Raw genomic sequence first — 17,594 nt, 5'->3', positions numbered from 1 at the left:
CACCCGCCCCCGCACCGACCCAGGACAGGACACCGCCGTGGCCCACCCCCAGCTGCTCGTCGTCGACCTCGTCGGCCTCACCCCCGACCTGCTCCAGCACATGCCGCGCCTGCGGCGGCTCGCCGACGAGGGCTCGCGGGCGACGCTGGAGCCGATCCTGCCCGCCGTGACCTGCTCGGTGCAGTCGACGTTCCTCACCGGACTCCCGCCGTCGGGGCACGGCGCGGTCGGCAACGGGTGGTACTTCCGCGAGCTCGGCGAGGTGTTCCTGTGGCGCCAGCACAACAAGCTCGTCGAGGGCGAGAAGGTGTGGGAGACGATCCGCCGCGAGCGCCCCGACTACACCGTCGCCAACGTGTGCTGGTGGTACGCCATGGGCGCCACGACCGACTGGACGGTCACCCCGCGGCCGATCTACTACGCCGACGGCAAGAAGGCGCCCGACTGCTACACCCGCCCGCCCGAGCTGCACGACGAGCTCGTCGGCGAGCTCGGCGAGTTCCCGCTCTTCACCTACTGGGGCCCGACCGCCTCGATCGCCTCGAGCGAGTGGATCATCGCCGCCACCCGCCGGCTGATGCCGCGCAGCGACCTCACCCTCTGCTACGTCCCGCACCTCGACTACGACCTCCAGCGCTTCGGCCCCGACTCGCCCGAGGCGGCCCGGGCCGCGCGGGAGGTCGACGCGGCGCTGGCCCCGCTGCTCGACGACGCCGAGCGGGCCGGCGTCACCACGCTGGTGCTCTCCGAGTACGGCATCACGCGAGCCGACCGGCCGGTCGACGTCAACCGGATGCTGCGCCGCGCCGGGCTGCTCGAGGTCTACACCCAGGACGGCATGGAGTACCTCGACCCGTGGGCCTCGCGGGCCTTCGCGGTCGCCGACCACCAGGTCGCCCACGTCTACGTCGACGACCCGGCCGACCTGGAGTCGGTGCGCGCGAGGTGCGCCGAGCTGCCCGGCGTCGACCAGGTGCTCGACCGCGCCGCGCAGGCGGCGTACAGCCTCGACCACGAGCGCTCCGGCGACCTGGTGCTCGTGGCCGACGAGACGGCGTGGTTCACCTACTACTACTGGCTCGACGACGCCCGGGCCCCCGACTTCGCCCGGGGCGTGGAGATCCACCGCAAGCCCGGCTACGACCCGGCCGAGCTGTTCTTCGACCCCGACGACCGCGCGGTGAAGCTCAAGGCGGGGCTCACCCTCGCCAGGAAGATGGCGGGGCTGCGCTACGCCATGAAGGTCGTCCCGCTCGACCCGTCGCCGGTGCGCGGCACCCACGGCCGGCTGCCCGCGGACCCCGCCGGCGGCCCGATGCTCGTGTGCAGCACCCCGGGCGCCGTGACCGGGTCGGTGGCGGCCACCGACGTGCGCGACCTGCTGCTCGAGCTGTCCGGCACCTCTTGACGTCAAGAAACCCGGACCCCGGTGTCAAGGCCACCATGCGCCCGGATGAGAATCTGGCCATGCGCCTGGACCACGTCAGCTTCGCCGCCGGACCTGATGGACTCGCCAGCACCGCCCAGCGCATCGGGGGGCTGCTCGGCACGGACTTCATCGACGGTGGCATCCACCCCCGTTTCGGCACCCGCAACATGATCCTGCCGCTGGACGGCGACATCTACATGGAGATCGTCGAGGTCCTCGACCATCCCGCCAGCGACAAGGCTCCCTTCGGCCAGGCCGTCCGTGCCCGCTCCGCCCTCGGCGGCGGCTGGATGGGCTGGGTCGTCTCCGTGGCCGACATCGCGCCGTTCGAGACCCGCCTGGGCCGCGAGGCCGTCAAGGGCAACCGTCGCCGCCCCGACGGCACGGAGCTGCTCTGGCAGCAGATCGGCGTCAACAGCCTGATCTCCGACCCCCAGCTGCCCTTCTTCATCCAGTGGCAGTCCGCCCCCGAGCTGCACCCCAGCAACGGCGCGACCGGCGACTTCGCCCTCGACTGCCTGGAGATCGCCGGCGACCCGCAGCGGGTCAGCGAGTGGCTCGGCGAGACCGTCGACGCGCCGCTGGAGGACGTCAAGGTCGAGTGGGTCGCCCCCAACGGCACCCCCGGCATCGTCGCCGTCCAGCTCCAGACGCCGCAGGGCCTGGTGCGCATTTGAGGGTTCGGCCCTCCCCCAACATCTGGAACACCCCCGAGGTCTACGAGCTCGAGAACCGCGCCGCCGACCCGCACGACCGGATCGCGACGGCGATGCGCGAGATCGGCGACTGGGCCGGGCGCACGGTGCTCGACGTGGGCTGCGGCACCGGCTTCCACCTCCCCCTGTGGGCCGGCACGGCCGCGCGCGTCGTGGGCGTCGAGCCGCACCCGCCGCTCCTGGCCCTCGCCCGCCGGCGTACGCGCTCCCTCGGCACCGTCACCGTGCTCGAGGGTGGCGCCCAGGCGCTGCCCCTCCCCGACGCCTCCGTCGACGTGGTGCACGCCCGGTGGGCCTACTTCTTCGGCCCCGGGTCGGAGCCGGGCCTGCGCGAGCTCGACCGGGTCGTGCGCCGCGGCGGCACCGCGTTCGTGATCGACAACGACCCCACCCGCTCGACGTTCGGCGGCTGGTTCCGGCGCGGCTTCCCCGAGGTCGACCCCACGGCGGTCGAGCGGTTCTGGTCGATGCACGGCTGGCGGCGCCGCCCGATCGACATGGGCTGGTCGTTCGCCTCGCGGGAGGACCTCGAGGCGGTCGTGCGCATCGAGCTGCCGCCCGAGGCGGCCGAGGAGGCCCTCGCCTCCCACACCGGCACCGAGGTCGACTACGCCGTCAACCTCTGGTGGCGGCACTACTAGGGGCACCCCTGCGGCCGGCCGGGTCAGCTCGACTCGCGGATGGCCAGCGTCGGCTCGAGGAGGACGCCGCGCGTCTCGACCGGCTGGTGGGTCAGCAGGGCGCGCAGCGTGCGGATGATCTCGACCGCGACGTCCTCCAGCGGCTGCCGCACCGAGGTGAGCCCCACCGGGTAGACCTGCGCCACCTGCGAGTCGTCGAAGCCGACCACGGCGATGTCGCGCCCGGGGGCGAGCTGGCGGATCCAGAGCGTGTGGAGCACGCCCATCGCGAGGGTGTCGGAGGCGCAGACGAACGCGGTGGGCCGCGACTCGTCGAGCAGGACGGCGGCCGCCTCGGCTCCGCTGTGCACGACGTCCTCGACCCGCGAGGCGAGGCCGGTGGTGGGCAGGCCGTTGGCGTGCATCGTGCGGACCCAGCCCGAGCGGCGGTCCTCCCCGATCGGGGAGTCCTTGCGCCAGCCGATCCAGGCGATGCGGGTGTGGCCGCGGTCGATGAGGTGCTGGGTGGCGAGTGCGATGCCGGCGGCACCGTCGACGTCGACCCACACGTGGCGGGCCCCGTCGTCGTCCCAGGGCCGGCCGAACGCGACGAAGGGAGCCCGCTGCCGGCTCAGCCAGGCGGCCTGCGGGTTGCCGAGGTAGGTGTCGGTGACCACGAAGGCGTCGACGGCGGTGGAGCGCAGCAGGTTGTCGTAGCCGCCGATCGGGTCGTCGTCGTCGCCGGGGAAGAGCAGGACGTGGTAGCCGACCTCCTCGCTGGCCTCGACGAGGGAGTGCACGAAGCGGTCCATCGCCGCGTTGGCGGTGCCCTCCTGGGCCGGGCCGAAGCGCAGGCCGATCAGCGACGACGTACGGGTGCGGAGGTTGCGCGCGGCGCGGTTGGGCGAGTAGCCGAGCTCGGCGATGGTCTGGCGCACCCGCTCGAGGGTGTCGGGACGCAGCAGGTCGGGGTTGTTGACCGCGTTGGAGACCGTCTGGCGCGACACTCCTGCCCGCTCGGCGACGTCGGCGAGGGTCGGCGGCGTGACCGGCAGCGTGCCCCCGGTCCGGTGTTCGATGCCTCGCCCCATGCCGCCCCTCGCGATCGCCCTAGATCGATCCAATTGCAGGTGAGCATAAGCCCCGCCCGGACGGCCCACCGGGGCACCTCTCGCGCGGCGTGCCCCCGGTGTCGGTGGGCTCGCCTAGCGTGGGCCGCATGTCGACCAAGACCGCACGGGTGCGCTCCTCCTACCGCTGCTCCGAGTGCGGGTGGGAGACGGCCAAGTGGGTCGGCCGGTGCGGCGAGTGCCAGGCGTGGGGATCGGTCGCGGAGGCCGGGGCGCCCACGATGCGCGCCAGCGCCGGGCCGGTGTCGACGCCGGCGGTGCCGATCGGCCAGGTGCCGGTCACCGAGTCCGTCGCCCGCGCGAGCGGCGTCCCCGAGCTCGACCGCGTGCTCGGCGGCGGTCTCGTGCCGGGTGCGGCGATCCTGCTCGCCGGTGAGCCCGGCGTCGGCAAGAGCACGCTCCTGCTCGAGGTCGCAGCGCAGACCGCCCGCACCCGCCAGCGCACCCTCTACGTCACGGGCGAGGAGTCGGCCGCGCAGGTGCGCCTGCGCGCCGACCGCACCGGCGGCGTGCACGACGAGCTGTTCCTCGCGGCCGAGACCGACCTCGGGGCGGTGCTGACCCACATCGAGGAGGTCCGCCCCACGCTGATCGTCGTCGACTCCGTCCAGACCATCGGCGCCTCGGGCATCGACGGCGTGCCCGGCGGGGTGACCCAGGTCAAGGAGGTCGCGGCCGCGCTGATCCGGGTGGCCAAGACCCGCAACATCACCACGGTGCTCGTCGGCCACGTCACCAAGGACGGCTCGATCGCCGGGCCCCGGGTGCTCGAGCACCTCGTCGACGTGGTGCTCCACTTCGAGGGCGAGCGCAACTCCCGCTTCCGCATGCTCCGCGCCATGAAGAACCGCTACGGCCCCGTCGACGAGGTGGGCTGCTTCGACCTGTCCTCCGAGGGCATCTCGGCCGTCACCGACCCGACCGGCCTGTTCGTCGAGCACCACACCCAGGACGTCTCCGGCACCTGCGTGGCGGTGACGATGGAGGGTCGCCGCCCGCTCCTCGCGGAGGTGCAGGCGCTGCTCACCCCGTCCCCGCTGGAGCGCCCGCGGCGCACCGTGTCGGGTGTGGAGTCCTCGCGGGTCGACATGGTGCTCGCCGTCCTCCAGCGCCACGCGGGGCTGCGCATCGCCGGCAGCGACACGTTCGTGGCCACCGTCGGCGGGGCCAGGCTCCACGACCCCGCCGCCGACCTCGCCCTGGCCGTCGCCGTGGCCAGCTCGCACCTCGGCGTGCCGCCGCCCCGCGGCGCCGTCGCGATCGGCGAGATCGGCCTCGCCGGCGAGCTGCGCCGGGTGCGCGACCTGCCGCAGCGCGTCGCCGAGGCCGCGCGCCTGGGCTTCCGGGTCGCGGTCGTGCCGCGCGGGCGGGCGTTGCCCAGCGAGCGGGGCATCCCCTCGCGCCGGACGGTCGACGGCCTGCAGGTGGTCGAGGTCGACGACGTGGTCGGGGCGCTGCTCACCCTCGACCTCACGCCGCCGCTCTGAGGCCAGCCCGCCCGGCAACGATCGGTGGTTCGCCGCCGCCCACCCCTAGACTTCACCCCACGGCGCACGGGGGCGTCCGAGAGAGAGCACGGAGGCACCGGTGGCAGAGCGCATGGACGAGCAGCTGAGGCTGCGCGCGACCCTGGCATCGATCGCACCGGGCACCCCGTTGCGCGACGGGCTCGAGCGGATCCTCCGCGGCCGCACCGGCGCCCTGATCGTGCTCGGCCAGGACAAGACGGTCGACTCCATCTCCACCGGCGGCTTCACCCTCGACGTGCCCTTCACCGCCACCGGCCTGCGCGAGCTCGCCAAGATGGACGGCGCGATCATCCTCGACAAGGACATCACCAAGGTCCACCGGGCCGCGGTCCACCTGATGCCCGACCACACCATCCCGTCCGAGGAGACCGGCACCCGCCACCGCACCGCCGAGCGCGTCGCCAAGCAGACCGGCCACCCGGTCATCTCGGTGTCGCAGTCGATGCAGATCATCGCCGCCTACGTCGGCGACATCCGCCACGTGCTGGAGGACTCCGGGAAGATCCTCTCCCGCGCCAACCAGGCGCTCGCCACGCTCGAGCGCTACAAGCTGCGCCTCGACGAGGTCTCCGCGACGCTGTCGGCGCTCGAGATCGAGGACCTGGTGACGGTGCGCGACGTGGCCGTGGTCGCCCAGCGCCTCGAGATGGTCATCCGGATCGCGAGCGAGATCGAGGACTACGTGCTCGAGCTCGGCACCGACGGCCGCCTGCTCTCGCTGCAGCTCGAGGAGCTGGTGACCGGCGTCGACGCCGAGCGCGAGCTGGTCGTGCGCGACTACCTCCCCGGCGGCCGGCGCCGCCCCGCCAGCCCCACCTCCCACGTCGCCGAGCTCGCCGCCCTGTCCCCCACCGAGCTGGTCGACCCGGCGGCCGTGGCGCGCGCGATCGGCCTCAGCGGCGCCGAGCACCTCGACGCCGCCGTCGCCCCCCGCGGCTACCGCCTCCTCGCCAAGGTGCCGCGCCTCCCCTCGGCCGTGGTCGACCGCCTCGTCGACCACTTCGGCGGTCTCCAGCAGCTGCTCTCCGCCGGCATCGAGGACCTCCAGGCGGTCGAGGGCGTAGGCGAGCTGCGCGCCCGCAGCGTGCGCGAGGGCCTCTCCCGCCTCGCCGAGTCGAGCATCACCGAGCGCTACATCTGACCCCGCCCACCCGGCGTACCGGTGCCGAGTCGGCGCGTCCTGACGCGGGGAGGGGGCCGAGTCGGCGCGTCCTGACGCGCGGAGGAGGTCGAGTCGGCGCGTCAGGCGCGTACCGCGTGCCGAGCCGGCGCGTCCTGACGAGTCGAGCGGAGCGCTACCTCTGAGTCGCGCCGGCCCGGCGTACTCCCCGCGCCCGACTTGTAGGCCCAGTCCGACACCTGGAGGCCTTTGCAACCCCCTCCAAGTGTCGGAGTCCCCGCTCGAGCGGGGACTCCGACAAATGCGAGACGAGTGACGAGAGCCGGACGGCCGCCCCAAAAACGGTCAGCCGGCGGAGTTGCCCGCGCCGTCCTCGCCGGGGGTGTGGGAGGTGTCGCCGTTCTTCTTGCCCTTGCCGCCCTGCTTCTCCGGCTCGGCGGTCTTGGTGATCACGCCGGGCTGGGGGGCGGTGAGCTCGAACTGGACGTCGGTGGCGTCACCGCCGAGCGCCGCGGCCTGCACGTGGTAGAAGCCGGGGACGGCCCAGTCGGTGAACTTGGTGCACCCCTCGTCGGAGCGCCGCGCCGACCACGTGACCACGACCGGGGCGTCGACGGCCTGGCGGACCACCACGTCCTGCGGAGGGATCGACACGGGGCACTCGCGGCTGCTCCAGATGTAGTCGCTGCCCGAGGTGATGGTGACCACCACCGTCTCCGGCGAGGCCTGCCACGTGCAGGCCTCGGCCACGACGGTGCGCAGGTTGAGGGTGATCGGGATGTCCGAGCCGCCGGCGGCCGAGGTGATGGCCGGGGTGGCGACGATGTCGGACTCGGTGCACGGACCGGTGGGCTCGGCCAGGACCGGCTCCGTGGGCGCGACCTCCTCGGTCGTCGTGGCGCCGTCCGTGCCCTTGCCGCCCTTCTCGCCCTTCTTGCCCTTGCGTCCCTTCGTGCCGGGGCCGACCGCCACGGTCGGGCCGGCGGTCGGGGCGGGCGTGGTCGACGCGGTCGCGCTGGCCCGGGTCGCCTGCCCCGCGGCGTCGTCCTGGGCGTCGGAGGAGCCGCCGAGCACGCGCGCGAGCACGACGACGAGCACCAGGGGGATGCCGAGCACGACGAGACGTCGGGTCCAGTAGACCCGGGCCGGGAGCGGCCCACGCGGTCGTACGGTCGGCGGCATGCCCACAGGCTAGGGAGTCGCGGCCCCGTGGCGGTGGAGGCGCACCGGCTCACCTACGATCGCGACGATGACAGTTCCCGGCAGCGCGCTGCACGACGCCGTGCTCGACTGGTACGACGACCACGCGCGCGAGCTGCCGTGGCGCGGGGCGGCCGCCACGCCCTGGTCGGTGATGGTCAGCGAGTTCATGCTGCAGCAGACGCCGGTGGCGCGCGTCCTGCCCGTGCACGCGGCGTGGCTGGAGCGGTGGCCGACCCCGGCCGCGCTCGCCGCCGAGCCCGCCGGCGAGGCGGTGCGGATGTGGGGCCGGCTGGGCTACCCGCGCCGCGCCCTGCGCCTGCACGCCGCCGCGACTGCCATCGTCGGGCGCCACGACGGCGAGGTGCCGGCCGGCTACGACGACCTGCTCGCCCTGCCCGGCGTGGGCGACTACACCGCCGCGGCGATCGCCAGCTTCGCCTTCGGTCGGCGCCACGTCGTGCTCGACACCAACGTGCGCCGAGTGCTGGCTCGCGCCGTCGACGGCACCGAGCTGCCGGCGCCCGCGCCCACCCGCCGCGAGCGGGACATGGCCGCGGCCCTGCTCCCCGACGACGAGGCGACGGCCGCCACGTGGGCGGTGGCGACGATGGAGCTCGGCGCGCTCGTGTGCACCGCACGCCAGCCCTCGTGCGACGTCTGCCCCATCGCGGCCGACTGCCGGTGGCGCGCGGCCGGCTTCCCGGCGTACGACGGGCCGCCGCGGCGCGGGCAGGCCTGGGCGGGCACCGACCGGCAGTGCCGCGGCCGGATCCTGGCCCTGGCCCGCGAGGCCGACTCCGTGGGAGTCGCGCAGGTCGAGGCGGCCTGGCCGGACGCCGAGCAGCGCGAGCGCTGCCTGGCCGGTCTGGTCGCCGACGGCCTCCTGACGCAGATCACCCCGGGGCGTTGGGCGCTCCCGGGGTGATCAGGTGAGGCTGCTCGCAGCCCCGTGGGTCAGGCCTCGTTGGCCTTCGGCACGTCGGTGGGACCCTCCGTGTCGTCGGGCCCGACGACCGGCGAGCCCTCGGCGTCGACCGTCTCCAGCGGAGGCATGTCGGGCACGGTGGAGTTCTTCTGGCCGCGGAAGGTGAACGTCGCCTGCGGGCCCTCGCCCTCCACGTCGACCAGCACGATCTGGCCCGGGCCGACCTCGCCGAAGAGCATCTTCTCGGCGAGGACGTCCTCGATCTCGCGCTGCACCGTGCGCCGCAGCGGGCGGGCACCGAGCACCGGGTCGAAGCCGCGCTCGGCCAGCAGCGCCTTCGCGGGGTCGGTGAGCTCGAGGGACATGTCGCGGTCCTTCATGCGCAGCTCCACGGCGGCGATCATGTTGTCGACCATCGCCACGATCTGCTCCTGCGACAGCGGCGGGAAGACGACGATCTCGTCGACGCGGTTGAGGAACTCGGGGCGGAAGTGCTGCTTGAGCTCCTCCGACACCTTGCTCTTCATCCGCTCGTAGGAGCCGGCAGCGTCGGCGCCGACGGCACCGAAGCCGAGGTTGACGCTCTTGGCGATGTCGCGCGAGCCGAGGTTGGTCGTCATGATGATGACGGTGTTCTTGAAGTCGACGACGCGACCCTGCGAGTCCGTCAGGCGACCCTCCTCGAGGATCTGCAACAGGCTGTTGAAGATGTCGGGGTGGGCCTTCTCGACCTCGTCGAACAGCACCACGGAGAACGGCTTGCGGCGCACCTTCTCGGTGAGCTGGCCGCCCTCCTCGTAGCCGACGTAGCCGGGAGGCGAGCCGAACAGTCGCGACACCGTGTGCTTCTCGGAGAACTCGCTCATGTCGAGCTGGATGAGCGCGTCCTCGTCGCCGAAGAGGAACTCCGCCAGCGTCTTCGACAGCCACGTCTTGCCGACGCCCGAGGGGCCGGCGAAGATGAACGAGCCACCGGGGCGCTTGGGGTCCTTGAGCCCGGCGCGCGTACGACGGATCGCGCGGGAGAGTGCCCTGACGGCCTCCTCCTGCCCGATGACGCGCTTGTGGAGCTCGTCCTCCATCTTGAGCAGGCGGGTGGACTCCTCCTCGGAGAGCTTGACGATCGGGATGCCCGTGGCCACGGCCAGGACCTCGGCGATCAGCTCCTCGTCGACCTCGGCGATCTCGTCGAGGTCGCCGGCACGCCACTGCTTCTCGCGCTCGGCACGGCGGGCGGAGAGCTGCTTCTCCTCGTCGCGCAGGCGGGCCGCGGCCTCGAAGTCCTGCCCGTCGATGGCGGCCTCCTTGCGCTGGCGCACGTCGCCGATCTTCTCGTCGTACTCGCGCAGGTCCGGCGGCGCGGTCATCCGGCGGATGCGCAGGCGCGAGCCGGCCTCGTCGATGAGGTCGATCGCCTTGTCCGGCAGGAACCGGTCGGAGATGTAGCGATCGGCCAGCGTCGCGGCGGAGACCAGCGCCTCGTCGGTGATGGTCACGCGGTGGTGCGCCTCGTAGCGGTCGCGCAGGCCCTTGAGCATCTCGATGGTGTGCGCGATCGAGGGCTCCTGCACCTGGATCGGCTGGAAGCGGCGCTCGAGCGCGGCGTCCTTCTCGAGGTACTTGCGGTACTCGTCGAGCGTCGTGGCACCGATGGTCTGCAGCTCGCCGCGGGCCAGCATCGGCTTGAGGATGCTGGCGGCGTCGATCGCGCCCTCGGCCGCGCCGGCGCCGACGAGGGTGTGGATCTCGTCGATGAACAGCACGATGTCGCCGCGGGTGCGGATCTCCTTGAGCACCTTCTTGAGGCGCTCCTCGAAGTCACCGCGGTAACGCGAGCCGGCGACCAGGGCGCCGAGGTCGAGCGTGTAGATCTGCTTGTCCTTGAGCGTCTCGGGCACGTTGCCCTTGACGATGTCCTGGGCGAGGCCGGCCACGATGGTGGTCTTGCCGACGCCCGGCTCGCCGATGAGGACGGGGTTGTTCTTCGTGCGGCGCGACAGGATCTGCATGACGCGCTCGATCTCCTGCTCGCGCCCGATGACGGGGTCGAGCTTGCCCTCGCGCGCGGCCTGGGTGAGGTTCTGGCCGAACTGGTCGAGCACCAGCGAGCTCGACGGGGCCTCGCCGCCCGATCCGGACGTCTGGGCGCCGGCCGCGGCCGACTCCTTGCCCTGGAAGCCGCTGAGCAGCTGGATGACCTGCTGGCGCACCCGGTTGAGGTCGGCGCCGAGCTTCTGCAGCACCTGGGCGGCGACGCCCTCGCCCTCGCGGATCAGGCCGAGCAGGATGTGCTCGGTGCCGATGTAGGAGTGGCCGAGCTGGAGCGCCTCGCGCAGCGAGAGCTCGAGCACCTTCTTGGCGCGCGGGGTGAACGGGATGTGGCCGGACGGGGCCTGCTGGCCCTGGCCGATGATCTCCTCGACCTGGGCGCGCACGGCCTCCAGGGAGATGTCGAGGGACTCGAGCGCCTTGGCAGCGACACCCTCGCCCTCGTGGATGAGGCCGAGCAGGATGTGCTCGGTCCCGATGTAGTTGTGGGAGAGCATGCGGGCCTCTTCCTGGGCCAGCACGACAACTCGCCGGGCTCGGTCGGTGAACCGCTCGAACATGTGCGCTCCTCTACGTCTGCGGGTCCGCGGGTCCGGCACGGGGCCGGGGTGCGGACACTGGGCTCAACGCCCGACATCAGCCTACGTGTTCCCACCCCAGCGACGAGCCCGTCCGCTCACAGCGAACGGGCCGCGAGCGTCGCCGCGCGCCGCGCGGGGTGGTCCGCCTCAGTGGGCGGCGTCGTAGGCCTGCTGCACGTCGGCGGAGATCCGGCCGCGCTCGGAGACCTCCATGCCCTGCGCCTTGGCCCACTCGCGCACGTCCTTGGTGTTCGAGAACGACGACGAGGCGGACCCGCCCGACGAGCGGCGGGTGCGTCGGCCGCCGCCGGCCACCTTGCGGGCGTGGCCCACGTAGCCGCTCAGGGCCTCACGGAGCGCGGCGGCGTTGGCGTCGTTGAGGTCGATCTCGTAGGTGGTGCCGTCGAGGCCGAAGGAGACGGTCTCGGTGGCCTCGGTGCCGTCGAGGTCGTCGACGAGCACGATGTTTACCTTTTGCGCCATGGCCGATTCCTTTTCCTTTACCTGAATTACGGACAAAGAACAGTCTGGCAGCACAACGCGAGCGGGCGCAAAAGGAGTCAGGCAATTCCTGACGTCGCAATTCAGGAATTTCGTTCGAACACCAATCGCAATCCCTGGAGGGTGAGCCACGGGGAATGCACGGTGAAACAGCCGCAGTCCTCGACGAGCAGCGCGGCCAGGTGCCCGGTGGAGATCACGGTGACGTCCTCGGATGCGACCCCGAGCTCGGCGATCATCCGCGCCACCAGGCCCTCCACCTGCGCCGCGACCCCGAAGACCATCCCGCTCTGCAGCGCCTCGACGGTGTTCTTGGCGATGACCGACCGCGGCCTGGCGAGCTCGACCTTGCGCAGCTGCGCGCCGCGGCGGCCCAGCGCCTCGAGCGAGATCTCGATGCCCGGCGAGATCGCGCCGCCGACGTACTGGCCCTTGGCGTTGACCACGTCGAACGTCGTCGCGGTGCCGAAGTCGACCACGATCGCCGGGCCGCCGTAGAGCGTCGCGGCGGCCAGCGAGTTGACGATGCGGTCGGTGCCGACCTCGCGGGGGTTGTCCATCAGGACCGGGATGCCGGTGCGCACGCCGGGCTCGACGACGATGGCACGGACGTCGCCGAAGTGGCGCTCGAGCATCTCGCGCCACTCGTGCAGCACGGCGGGCACGGTGGCGCACACGGCCACGCCGTCGACGTCGTGGATCCGCTCGGCGACCAGCCCGCGCAGCAGCACCGACCACTCGTCGGCGGTGCGGCGCTCGTCGGTGTTGACCCGCCAGTGCGCGGTGACCTCCTCGCCGTCGAGGAGGCCGACGCACGTGTGGCTGTTGCCGATGTCGACGGCGAGCAGCGTCATGGCAGCACCTCCGCGGGAGTCGGGGCCGGCAGGAGGTCCATGCCGATGTCGAGGACGACGACCGAGTGGGTGAGCGCCCCCACCGAGACGAAGTCGACGCCGGTCGCGCCGATGCGGGCGGCCCGCTCGAGCGTGATGCCGCCGCTCGCCTCCAGCGGCACCCGCCCCGCCGTGCGGCGCACGGCCTCGGCCATCAGGTCGTCGCTCATGTTGTCGAGCAGGACCCGCTCGGGCGGCTCGGGCAGCGCGAGCAGCTCCTCGAGCTGGTCGAGCGTGGTGACCTCGACCTCCACGGGCAGGCCGGGGTGGCGGCCGCGGATGGCCTCGAGCGCGGACAGCACGCCCCCGGCCGCGACGACGTGGTTGTCCTTGACCATCGCCATGTCCTGCAGGCTCGAGCGGTGGTTGACCCCGCCGCCGCAGCGCACGGCGTACTTCTGCAGCGTGCGCAGGCCGGGCAGCGTCTTGCGGGTGTCGAGCACCCGGGTCGGGGACCCCTCGAGCGCGTCGACCCAGCGGGCCGTCGCCGTGGCGATGCCCGAGAGGTGGCAGGCGAGGTTGAGCGCCGTGCGCTCGGCGACGAGCATCCGCTGCGTCAGGCCCTGGACGCGCATCACGACGTCGCCCTTCGCCACCCGCGCGCCGTCGGGGAGCCGCCCGGTGATCGTGGCGTCGGCGCCCACGGCGGCGAACGCGACGGCGGCGACGCCGAGCCCGGCGACGACCCCCGGCTCACGCGCCGCGAACACCGCCTCGCCACGCGCGTCGAGCGGGATCGTCGAGGAGCTGGTCGGGTCGTCGGCCCGCGGGTCGGGCAGGTCCTCGGCGAGAGCCCGGGCCACGACGTCCCAGACGTGCTTCGGGTCGAGCCCGGCGGCGCGCAGGTCGTCGAGCACCTCGGCGGGCACGTCGTCGAGGCGGGTCATGCCGGCACCTCCGCGGGGTGGGGAACGGTCGGGGGGACGGTGGAGGGATCGGTGGAGGGTGCCGCCGTCCACTCGACCGCGACGCGACCGTCGGGGTCGAGCCACGCGTCGACGTGGCCGGCGCGGGTGTCGTCGCGGTCGGGGTGGTCCTCGCGCCAGTGCGAGCCGCGGGTCTCGGCGCGCACCGCGGCGGCCTCGGCGAGCGCGGTGCTGACGGTGAGCAGGTTGGTGGTCTCCCAGGCGGGCGGGCCGACCTCGGCCTCGCCGTCGTCCAGCGAGCCGAGCAGGGTCAGCGCCTCGGCCAGGCCGGCGGCGTGGCGCAGCACCCCGACGCGGCTCGTCATCGTCTCCTGCAGGGCTCGGCGGCGCTCGCCCGGGACCAGGCCGGCCGGCCGCTCGTCGGGCGCCGGATCGGCCCCCTGGCGCAGCTCGCCGGGCAGCACGTCGGCGATGCGGCGGGAGAACACCAGGCCCTCGAGCAGGGAGTTGGACGCCAGCCGGTTGGCGCCGTGCACGCCGGAGCAGGCGACCTCGCCGGTGGCGTAGAGCCCGGGGACGGACGTACGCCCCCACAGGTCGGTCGCGACGCCGCCGGAGGCGTAGTGCTGGGCGGGCGCCACGGGGATCAGCTCGGTGACCGGGTCGACCCCGTGGTCGCGGCACACACCGAGGATGGTCGGGAAGCGGCTCTGCCAGAACGCGGCGCCGAGGTGGCGGGCGTCGAGCCACACGTGCGGGCGGCCGGTCTCGATCATCCGGCGGGTGATCGCCTTGGCGACCACGTCGCGGGGCGCGAGGTCGGCCAGCTCGTGCTGGCCCGCCATGAAGCGCACGCCGTCGACGTCGACCAGGAACGCCCCCTCGCCGCGCACCGCCTCGGAGACCAGCGGCTGCTGGCCCTGGGAGTCGGGGCCGAGCCACATGACGGTGGGGTGGAACTGGACGAACTCCAGGTCGCGCAGCCGGGCACCCGCGCGCATCGCGAGCGCGATCCCGTCGCCGGTGGCCACGCTGGGGTTGGTGGACTGGCTGAAGACCTGGCCCAGGCCGCCGGAGGCGAGCACGACGGCACGGCAGAGGACGGCCCCCACGCCGTCGTGCTGGCCCTCGCCGAGGACGTGCAGGGTCAGGCCGGCGACGCCGCCGTCGGCGGCGCGCAGCAGGTCGACCGCGAGCGCGTGCGGGACGACCTCGATCGCCGGGGCGCGCTCGACGGCGGCGATCAGGGCGCGCTGGATCTCCGCGCCCGTGGCGTCGCCGCCGGCGTGGGCGATCCGGTCGCGGTGGTGGCCGCCCTCGCGGGTCAGCGAGAGCTCGCCGCCGGGATGGTGGTCGAAGCGGGTGCCGAGCGCGATCAGCTCGTGGACGGCCGCGGGGCCCTCGGTGACCAGGACGCGCACGGCGTCGGCGTCGCACGCGCCGGCCCCGGCGACGAGGGTGTCGCGCTCGTGCTGGTCGGGGGAGTCCCCCGGGCCGAGCGCGGCGGCGATCCCGCCCTGGGCCCACTGGGTCGACCCGGCCGCGAGGACGTCCTTGGTCACCACGAGCAGGCGCAGCGCCGGGTCGGCGGCGTGGATGCGGAGAGCGGCGGTGAGCCCCGCGATGCCGGAGCCGACCACGACGACGTCGGCGCGGGTCGTCCAGCCCGGCGCCGGGGCGCGGAGGCGGCCCGGGACCGGCCGGCGGGAGGTCATCGGCGCAGGCTATCGGCTGGTCAGGCGACGATCGTGTCGCCGCGGCCCAGCGACGGGTCGCCGAACGTCTCGGCCGGGTCGTGGCCGGTGGCCACGATCGCGTTGTCGGCGTCGACGAAGACCACATGGGGCACGAGCCCCTTCGCCTCGGCCGTGTCCATCTGCCCGTAGCCGATGAGGATCACGGTGTCGCCGGGGTGCACCAGCCGGGCCGCGGCCCCGTTGATGCCGACGACTCCCGAGCCGCGCTCGCCGGCGATCGTGTAGGTCTCCAGGCGGGCGCCGTTGGTGACGTCGACGATGTGGACGAGCTCGCCCGGCAGCAGGTCGGCGGCGTCGAGCAGGTCCTCGTCGACGGTCACCGAGCCGACGTAGTGGAGGTCGGCCTGGGTGACCGTGGCGCGGTGGATCTTGGACTTCATCATCGTGCGCAGCACGTGGCGCTCCTTCAGGTGGTGGTCGAGGTCGCGGACGCGGTCCCCGCCGCAGGGCCGCCGTCGGCGACCCGGTCGAACGTGATGGCCATGTTGTCGATCAGCCGGGTGGTGCCGATGCGGGCGGCGACCAGGATCCGGCCCTCGCCCGTCTCCGGCGGCTCACCGAGGTCGGGCGAGGTCAGGGCGAGGTAGTCGAGCTCGAGGCCGGGCTCGGCCTTCAGGACCGACATCGCGGCCCAGCGCGCGGCAGGCACGCCGTACGGCGCGCGGGCCCGGGCGGCGAGGAGCGCCCGGCTGAGGGCGGTGGCGGCCTGCCGCTCGCGGGCGTCGAGGTAGCGGTTGCGGCTGGAGAGGGCCAGGCCGTCGGGCTCGCGCACCGTCTCGGCCCCGACCACGTCGATGCCCATCGCCAGGTCGCGCACCATCCGGCGCACGAGCACGAGCTGCTGGTAGTCCTTCTGGCCGAACACCGCGACGTCGGGGCGGACCAGGCCGAAGAGCTTGGCCACGACCGTCAGCACGCCGTCGAAGTGGCCGGGGCGGGAGGCGCCGTCGAGGATCGTGGCGAGCGTCCCGGGCGCGACGGTGACGCCGTCGTGGACCGAGTCGTGGCTGAAGCCGCCCGGGTACATCTCCTCCACGCCGGGCGCGAAGACGACGTCGACGCCCTCCGCGGCGCAGACCTCGAGGTCGGCATCGAGCGTGCGGGGGTAGCGGTCGAGGTCCTCGGTCGGGGAGAACTGCATCGGGTTGACGAAGATGCTGACCACGACGGGACCGTCCGTGGCGGCCCGCGCCGTACGCATCAGGCTGGCGTGGCCGTCGTGCAGGGCGCCCATGGTGGGGACGAAGGCCACCCGTCGGCCTTCTCGACGGGCACGCGCGAGCAGGCCGGCCAGCTCCTCGCGCGTCGACGCGAGTGAGGGGATCGTGGTCATCGAGGCTGGTGGCGGGGGGCTTCGGCGCCCGGGGCGGCTGCGTCGTCGAGGACGCCCAGCATCTTTGCCGCACGGATGGGCAGCAGCCGGCCGTCGGTGACGGCACGGTCGAGGGTGGCGTGGGCCATGGCGAGGTAGGACGTGAGCGTCTGAGGGGCGGTGGCGCGGAGGTCGGCGAGGTGCGCGCGGACGGTCTCCACGTCGCCGCGCACGATCGGCCCGGTCAGGGCGGCGTCGCCGTCCTCGAGGGCGTTGTCGAGCGCGGCGGTGAGCAGCGGCCGCAGGGTCGCGGCCGGGTCGTCGGCCCCGGCGGCGGAGAGGATCTCCATCGCCTCCGCCACCAGCGTGACGAGGTGGTTGGCGCCGTGCGCGAGGCCCGCGTGGTAGAGCGTGCGGCGCTCCTCGGGCACCCACATCGCGCGTCCGCCGAGGTCGGCGACGAGCGACTCGGTGAGGGCGCGGTCGTCCGCGCCGGCGGTGACGCCGAAGACGCAGCCCGCCAGCCGGGGCAGGTCGACCTCGGTGCCGGTGAAGGTCATGGCGGGGTGGAGGGCGATGGTGCGGGCACCGACCAGCCTGGCGGGCTCGAGCACGGCGAGGCCGTGGCGGCCGCTGGTGTGCGCCACGACCTGTCCCTCGCGGACGGCGCCGCTCGCCACGAGCATGGTCACCACGTTGGACAGCATGTCGTCGGGCACGGTGAGCAGCAGCAGGTCGCTGGCTCGGGCGACGTCGGTCGGCTTGGCGACGGCGACCCCCGGCAGCAGGTCGTGGATGCGACGGCGGGAGGCGTCGGACTCGCCCGCGGCGGCGACGACCTCGTGGCCGGCGGAGCGGAGGGCGGCGGCCAGGACGGCGCCGACGCGTCCCGCGCCGATCACCCCGACCCGGGGCACCGGGCGGAGGACAGGGTCGTGCGTCATGGGGCGACCTCTTCGTTTC

16 protein-coding genes are annotated in these 17,594 nt (G+C 73.6%); 6 read left to right on the top strand and 10 right to left on the bottom strand.

What is annotated here, in order from left to right; translation table 11 throughout:
- The first annotated feature begins 37 nt into the window (after window positions 1-37).
- Genes AC3X7Z_RS08750 through AC3X7Z_RS08740 form a run of 3 tightly spaced genes read left to right on the top strand, consistent with a single transcriptional unit; the run spans window position 38 to window position 2,786 of the window.
- Window positions 38-1,408 (top strand): alkaline phosphatase family protein, encoded by a 1,371-nt coding sequence (locus AC3X7Z_RS08750; RefSeq protein WP_489975677.1) that lies wholly within the window; start codon window positions 38-40, stop codon window positions 1,406-1,408.
- Between the two features lie 59 nt (window positions 1,409-1,467).
- Window positions 1,468-2,106, top strand: coding sequence for a VOC family protein (locus tag AC3X7Z_RS08745; RefSeq protein WP_186340115.1), 639 nt, complete (start codon window positions 1,468-1,470; stop codon window positions 2,104-2,106).
- Window positions 2,103-2,786: a class I SAM-dependent methyltransferase gene (locus tag AC3X7Z_RS08740; protein ID WP_241005306.1), complete on the top strand. Its 684-nt coding sequence runs from the start codon at window positions 2,103-2,105 to the stop codon at window positions 2,784-2,786. Before AC3X7Z_RS08745 ends, AC3X7Z_RS08740 begins: the two co-directional genes overlap by 4 nt.
- Window positions 2,787-2,809: 23 nt before the next feature.
- Here AC3X7Z_RS08740 and AC3X7Z_RS08735 read toward each other — a convergent pair whose 3' ends face one another.
- Window positions 2,810-3,856, bottom strand: a complete 1,047-nt coding sequence (locus AC3X7Z_RS08735; RefSeq protein WP_186340114.1) for a LacI family DNA-binding transcriptional regulator — start codon at window positions 3,854-3,856, stop codon at window positions 2,810-2,812.
- Window positions 3,857-3,984: 128 nt separating this feature from the next.
- On the opposite strand from AC3X7Z_RS08735, the gene radA reads away from it, so the two are divergent.
- Together radA and disA are read left to right on the top strand one after the other, a co-directional pair.
- Complete coding sequence (radA, locus tag AC3X7Z_RS08730; RefSeq protein WP_186340113.1) at window positions 3,985-5,382, top strand: DNA repair protein RadA; 1,398 nt, start codon at window positions 3,985-3,987, stop codon at window positions 5,380-5,382.
- 112 nt (window positions 5,383-5,494) lie between these two features.
- Window positions 5,495-6,565, top strand: coding sequence for a DNA integrity scanning diadenylate cyclase DisA (gene disA / locus AC3X7Z_RS08725; RefSeq protein ID WP_186340415.1), 1,071 nt, complete (start codon window positions 5,495-5,497; stop codon window positions 6,563-6,565).
- Between the two features lie 324 nt (window positions 6,566-6,889).
- On the opposite strand, the gene AC3X7Z_RS08720 is transcribed toward disA, so the two are convergent.
- Window positions 6,890-7,726, bottom strand: coding sequence for a hypothetical protein (locus tag AC3X7Z_RS08720; RefSeq protein ID WP_489975676.1), 837 nt, complete (start codon window positions 7,724-7,726; stop codon window positions 6,890-6,892).
- A 67-nt stretch (window positions 7,727-7,793) separates the two neighbouring features.
- On the opposite strand from AC3X7Z_RS08720, the gene AC3X7Z_RS08715 reads away from it, so the two are divergent.
- On the top strand, window positions 7,794-8,672 hold the full coding sequence (locus AC3X7Z_RS08715; RefSeq protein ID WP_489975675.1) for an HhH-GPD family protein: 879 nt from the start codon (window positions 7,794-7,796) through the stop codon (window positions 8,670-8,672).
- Window positions 8,673-8,701: 29 nt separating this feature from the next.
- On the opposite strand, the gene AC3X7Z_RS08710 is transcribed toward AC3X7Z_RS08715, so the two are convergent.
- The 8 genes from AC3X7Z_RS08710 to AC3X7Z_RS08675 all read right to left on the bottom strand — a co-directional run bounded on the left by AC3X7Z_RS08710 (window position 8,702) and on the right by AC3X7Z_RS08675 (window position 17,575).
- The gene (locus tag AC3X7Z_RS08710) at window positions 8,702-11,281 is read right to left on the bottom strand and encodes an ATP-dependent Clp protease ATP-binding subunit (protein ID WP_186340110.1); all 2,580 of its coding nucleotides are present in this window, start codon (window positions 11,279-11,281) and stop codon (window positions 8,702-8,704) included.
- A 168-nt stretch (window positions 11,282-11,449) separates the two neighbouring features.
- Window positions 11,450-11,785 carry a histone-like nucleoid-structuring protein Lsr2 gene (locus AC3X7Z_RS08705; RefSeq protein WP_489975674.1) on the bottom strand — a complete coding sequence of 112 codons (336 nt, stop codon included), beginning with the start codon at window positions 11,783-11,785 and terminating at the stop codon, window positions 11,450-11,452.
- Window positions 11,786-11,886: 101 nt separating this feature from the next.
- Window positions 11,887-12,657, bottom strand: a complete 771-nt coding sequence (locus AC3X7Z_RS08700) for a type III pantothenate kinase (RefSeq protein WP_489975673.1) — start codon at window positions 12,655-12,657, stop codon at window positions 11,887-11,889.
- The gene (gene nadC, locus AC3X7Z_RS08695; protein WP_489975672.1) at window positions 12,654-13,583 is read right to left on the bottom strand and encodes a carboxylating nicotinate-nucleotide diphosphorylase; all 930 of its coding nucleotides are present in this window, start codon (window positions 13,581-13,583) and stop codon (window positions 12,654-12,656) included. Before nadC ends, AC3X7Z_RS08700 begins: the two co-directional genes overlap by 4 nt.
- The gene (locus AC3X7Z_RS08690) at window positions 13,580-15,277 is read right to left on the bottom strand and encodes an L-aspartate oxidase (protein WP_489975671.1); all 1,698 of its coding nucleotides are present in this window, start codon (window positions 15,275-15,277) and stop codon (window positions 13,580-13,582) included. Before AC3X7Z_RS08690 ends, nadC begins: the two co-directional genes overlap by 4 nt.
- Window positions 15,278-15,297: 20 nt before the next feature.
- Window positions 15,298-15,714 carry an aspartate 1-decarboxylase gene (panD, locus tag AC3X7Z_RS08685; protein WP_186340105.1) on the bottom strand — a complete coding sequence of 139 codons (417 nt, stop codon included), beginning with the start codon at window positions 15,712-15,714 and terminating at the stop codon, window positions 15,298-15,300.
- Between the two features lie 11 nt (window positions 15,715-15,725).
- Entirely contained in the window at window positions 15,726-16,652 is a 927-nt protein-coding gene (gene panC, locus AC3X7Z_RS08680) for a pantoate--beta-alanine ligase (protein ID WP_489975670.1), read from the bottom strand.
- Window positions 16,649-17,575, bottom strand: coding sequence for a Rossmann-like and DUF2520 domain-containing protein (locus AC3X7Z_RS08675; protein WP_489975669.1), 927 nt, complete (start codon window positions 17,573-17,575; stop codon window positions 16,649-16,651). The genes panC and AC3X7Z_RS08675 overlap by 4 nt, the downstream gene beginning before the upstream one ends.
- Between the last annotated feature and the right edge of the window lie 19 nt (window positions 17,576-17,594).

The sequence above is a fragment of the Nocardioides sp. Z24_21 genome, from assembly GCF_058134345.1.
The sequence above is the reverse complement of the archived record's forward strand: the minus strand, read 5'-3'. Positions and strand labels throughout refer to the sequence as shown.

What these genes read in the sequence shown, in the direction of transcription:
- AC3X7Z_RS08720 (WP_489975676.1), bottom strand. Translation starts at nt 7,726, where the DNA reads ATGCCGCCGACCGTACGACCGCGTGGGCCGCTCCCGGCCCGGGTCTAC.
- AC3X7Z_RS08745 (WP_186340115.1), top strand. Translation starts at nt 1,468, where the DNA reads ATGCGCCTGGACCACGTCAGCTTCGCCGCCGGACCTGATGGACTCGCC.
- nadC (WP_489975672.1), bottom strand. Translation starts at nt 13,583, where the DNA reads ATGACCCGCCTCGACGACGTGCCCGCCGAGGTGCTCGACGACCTGCGC.
- AC3X7Z_RS08715 (WP_489975675.1), top strand. Translation starts at nt 7,794, where the DNA reads ATGACAGTTCCCGGCAGCGCGCTGCACGACGCCGTGCTCGACTGGTAC.
- AC3X7Z_RS08675 (WP_489975669.1), bottom strand. Translation starts at nt 17,575, where the DNA reads ATGACGCACGACCCTGTCCTCCGCCCGGTGCCCCGGGTCGGGGTGATC.
- radA (WP_186340113.1), top strand. Translation starts at nt 3,985, where the DNA reads ATGTCGACCAAGACCGCACGGGTGCGCTCCTCCTACCGCTGCTCCGAG.
- AC3X7Z_RS08705 (WP_489975674.1), bottom strand. Translation starts at nt 11,785, where the DNA reads ATGGCGCAAAAGGTAAACATCGTGCTCGTCGACGACCTCGACGGCACC.
- AC3X7Z_RS08710 (WP_186340110.1), bottom strand. Translation starts at nt 11,281, where the DNA reads ATGTTCGAGCGGTTCACCGACCGAGCCCGGCGAGTTGTCGTGCTGGCC.
- disA (WP_186340415.1), top strand. Translation starts at nt 5,495, where the DNA reads ATGGACGAGCAGCTGAGGCTGCGCGCGACCCTGGCATCGATCGCACCG.
- AC3X7Z_RS08735 (WP_186340114.1), bottom strand. Translation starts at nt 3,856, where the DNA reads ATGGGGCGAGGCATCGAACACCGGACCGGGGGCACGCTGCCGGTCACG.
- panC (WP_489975670.1), bottom strand. Translation starts at nt 16,652, where the DNA reads ATGACCACGATCCCCTCACTCGCGTCGACGCGCGAGGAGCTGGCCGGC.
- AC3X7Z_RS08700 (WP_489975673.1), bottom strand. Translation starts at nt 12,657, where the DNA reads ATGACGCTGCTCGCCGTCGACATCGGCAACAGCCACACGTGCGTCGGC.
- AC3X7Z_RS08690 (WP_489975671.1), bottom strand. Translation starts at nt 15,277, where the DNA reads ATGACCTCCCGCCGGCCGGTCCCGGGCCGCCTCCGCGCCCCGGCGCCG.